General features: G+C 40.9%; 2 protein-coding genes and 1 pseudogene. All 3 read left to right on the forward strand.

Annotated features, from left to right (window positions below; all coding sequences use genetic code 11):
* On the forward strand, positions 1-300 hold a 300-nt coding region (locus H6F66_RS07290; protein WP_190419731.1), incomplete at its 5' end, for a transposase.
* A gap of 530 nt (positions 301-830) precedes the next feature.
* Positions 831-1,448 carry a recombinase family protein gene (locus H6F66_RS07295; protein ID WP_190419735.1) on the forward strand — a complete coding sequence of 206 codons (618 nt, stop codon included), beginning with the start codon at positions 831-833 and terminating at the stop codon, positions 1,446-1,448.
* Positions 1,449-1,475: 27 nt separating this feature from the next.
* A pseudogene (locus H6F66_RS07300) lies at positions 1,476-1,793 on the forward strand (ParA family protein); the annotation flags it as partial.
* Positions 1,794-1,960: the final 167 nt, after the last annotated feature.

Below are 1,960 nucleotides of genomic sequence, written 5' to 3' on the forward strand. Positions count from 1 at the left end.
AAATATCCAAAAGATTTACATATTATTCAGCTAGATAATGGAGGGTTTCACAGTTCCTTAAACTTAAATATACCGGAGAATGTCATTTTACTGTTTCAACCTGCATATAGCCCAGAAGTAAATCCCATAGAAAGGTTATGGAAGTATATTAAAGAGCAATTAAAATGGCAGACTTTTGACAATCTAGAAGAATTGAGAGAAGCGGTAGAGAAAAGTCTGGGAAAGTTAAGTAAGGAAATAGTCGCTTCTTTAACTGGATGGAAATTCATTTTGGATGCTTTATCTGTAGCAGATATTTAGGAAATTGGTATCACCCCTCTCCATTACCCAAAACTAATAAAGGCTAGAGGACTCTAACGACCGTATCAAAGCTTCAATGAATTTGTTGCCGAACAGAGTTGATAGTAACCCACAGGATACAACCAGTAATATTGCAATTCCTATGTTAAGCAAGTTCAATTCTATAGACGAGAACAAGTAAGGGATGAATACCATAAAAGTACCAAGTGCAGCCCCTCCAAGGAATCTGTAGACAACATTAGCGGCAGAATGCTTGTCAAGCTCAATATCTTCGGAAGCCATCTAAAGATTCTTTAACTCCTTAATTACACAATATCCATACCCTAGCAAGAAAGGGTATAGATAGAGTTTCTTCCTATAGGAGTGAGTTCGGGAATAAATAAATTATCTTCTCACAAACGACCGTTTATGAGGCATATTTTTTGAGCTGGCACAACACGCCTCAAATGTACCTGCACCGTGTCTCATAACCCGTCTTTTTATCTATGTCTCATAAAATAATTAATAAAATTAGTTATGAAACATTTTTAATAAAAATTGGATATTGCCGAGTTTCATCCAACGACCAAACGTTGAATTTACAAAAAGACGCTCTTAAAAAAGCTGGGTGCGAAAAGATTTTTAGCAATACTGTTTCCAGTGCTAAGGAATCTAGGTCTGGATTGGATCAGTGTCTCGACCAGCTCCGTAAGGGCGATACTTTGGTTGTGTGGCGACTGGATCGACTTGGGCGATCTCTCAAACATTTGCTGACACTGGTTGAAGACTTTAGCAACAGAGGGATTGGGTTTGTCAGCTTGACCGAAGCAATTGACACCACAACCAGCGGTGGCAAGTTGGTGTTTAGCATCTTTGGCGCGATTGCGGAATTTGAGCGGCAGATTATCCGAGAAAGAACCAATGCAGGATTAGCAGCTGCCAGAGCTAGAGGCAGGAAGGGTGGCAGGAAAGAGAAACATTCTGACAAGAAGATTCTCACCGCGATCAAGCTGGGTGACGACAGCCCCGAAACAATTGAAGAAATTTGTCACTCCCTCGGCATCTCGAAAGCCACATATTACAGGCGTCGCATGAATCTAAATAAATACCGTTTTATAATTTTGCATACGCAAAATACCGCTATTTCAGTGAGACATACTTTCAGCTAGGCTTGTAGAAGCACTTCTGAAAACACCATGATTATTGCGATCGCATCCCTAAAGGGTGGTTGCTCAAAAACCACTACTGCTATTCATCTGGCAGCTTACCTCCAAAAGAAAGCACCTACTCCACTCATTGATGCAGACAAAAATCGCTCCGCGCTAACCTGGGCACGACCTGACAAACTTTCCTTCAAAGTCGTCTCGGAAACAGCGGCACCAAAATATATCAAAGACTATACCCACATTGTTATCGACACCCAAGCCCGTCCATCTCCAAAAGACTTTGAAGAATTAGCTGATGGATGCGACCTGCTTGTATTGCCAACAACTCCACGAGCATTAGATTTAGATGCCCTACTAGGCTGTCAAGGATAGTTTGAGGGGTAGTAAATACGGATAATCTAAAGAAAAGGCAAGGAAAAGCGCTCACCAAAAATTTTTAAGCTATCCAATGAGCAAGAAATACATTATCAAGCTGACACCAGAAGAAAGGCGGATGCTGGAACAGTTGACTAACA

This window comes from Trichocoleus sp. FACHB-6 (assembly GCF_014695815.1).
In the GTDB taxonomy this organism is placed as follows: domain Bacteria; phylum Cyanobacteriota; class Cyanobacteriia; order Cyanobacteriales; family FACHB-T130; genus Funiculus; species Funiculus sociatus.